Source organism: Streptomyces sp. MUM 2J, assembly GCF_022414535.1.
Taxonomy (GTDB): Bacteria; Actinomycetota; Actinomycetes; order Streptomycetales; family Streptomycetaceae; genus Streptomyces.
In genome coordinates, this window is sequence record NZ_JADWYM010000101.1 from 1 (window position 1) to 1730 (window position 1730).

The 1730-nt window shown below is 67.2% G+C and carries 1 protein-coding gene; it reads left to right on the forward strand.

The window, feature by feature from the left end; translation table 11 throughout:
• Positions 1–1730, forward strand: a 1730-nt coding sequence (locus I3F54_RS31795; RefSeq protein ID WP_240122394.1) for a condensation domain-containing protein, incomplete at both ends; no start/stop codon positions are given.

Below are 1730 nucleotides of genomic sequence, written 5' to 3' on the forward strand. Positions count from 1 at the left end.
TCGCAGAAACCCTCGGCATCCCACAAGTCGGCACCGACGACAGCTTCTTCGAACTCGGCGGACACTCGCTCCTCGCAGTGAAACTGATCGAACGCATCCGCACCACACTCGGCGAAGAACTCCCCGTACGCACACTGTTCACCTCACCCACACCAGCCTCCCTGGCGTCGATTCTGCCCGCTCCGGTGGTGGAGATCCCGGCGAACCTGATACCGGAGGGGGCAGAGCAGATCACTCCGGAGATGCTGCCGCTGGTGGACCTAACCAGCCGGGAGATTGAGCGGGTGGTGGAGCAGGTTCCCGGAGGCGCGTCGAATGTAGCGGACATCTATCCACTGGCACCGATGCAGGAAGGGCTCTTCTTCCATCACCTCCTGGATACCGACCAGGGTGACGTGTACATCCTGTCGGCCGCCTTGCGGTTCGCTTCGCGTGACCGGCTGGATGCCTTCACTACCGCGCTGCAGCGTGTGGTGGACCGGCACGACATCCTGCGCACCGCGATCGTGTGGCAGGGTCTGCCCGAACCGGTGCAGGTCGTTTTGCGCCGGGCATCGCTGTCCGTGCAGGCCGTACAGGTGCAGCCGCAGCCGGCCGGGGACATGGCCGGGCAGTTGCGGGCGTCCTGTCCCACCCGCATGGACCTCCGGCAGGCCCCACTGATCCGGGTGTTCACCGCTCGGGAGCCGGGTACCGGCACCTGGCACGCACTGGTCCAGTCGCACTACATGATCTTTGATCGCACGACGCTGGACATCCTGATGGGCGAGGTCAGGGCCGTCGCGGCGGGCCGGGAAGAGGAGCTGACGGCACCGATGCCGTTCCGCACCTTTGTCGCGCGGGCCCGTATGGGCATTCCGCGCGAGGAACACGAGCGGTTCTTCGCACAGATGCTGGGCGACGTCACCGAGCCGACCGCCCCCTACGGCCTGATGGACATCCAAGGTGACGGCAGCGACGTCACCGAACGACAACTGCTTCTGGACACCCACCTCGCCGCGCGGCTGCGGGCCCGGGCTGCCGGCTTGGGCGTGAGCCCGGCCACGGTCTTCCATCTGGTCTGGGCGCATCTGGTCTCGATGCTGACCGGCCGCCACGACGTGGTCTTCGGGACGGTGCTGTTCGGGCGGATGAGCGCGGGTACCGGAGCTGATCGTGTGCCGGGGCTGTACGCGAACACCCTGCCGGTACGCGCGCGGCTACAGCAGACCACGGTGGGCGAAGCGCTCCGGGCCATGCACGGGAGTCTGGCGGATCTCCTCGCCCACGAACACGCTCCGCTCGCGCCCGTCCGGCAGGCCAGCGGTCTGGCCGGGGGCCCGCTGTTCACCTCCCTGCTCAACTACCGCTACAGCACTGCGCCAACCACCTCAGGCGACCTCATCGACGGCGTCACAATCCTCTCCGACCACGAGCGGACCAACTACCCCCTGAGCGTCAACATCAACGACTTCGGCACCGGATTCCTTCTCACCGCCCAGACCGCCGCCCCCATCGACGCCGACTCCATCACCCGCTGGATCCACACCGCCGCCGAAAACATCGTCACGGCCCTGGAAACAGCACCGGACACCCATCTGCACCGTATCGACATCCTCGGCACGGCGGAGCGTGAACAACTGCTGGTGGAGTTCAATGACACGGCGCGGTCGGTGCCGGATGCCACGGTGGTGGAGCTGTTCGAGGCCCGTGCCGCGCGGGCCCCGGAGGCGGTGGCGGTGGTCGGCGAC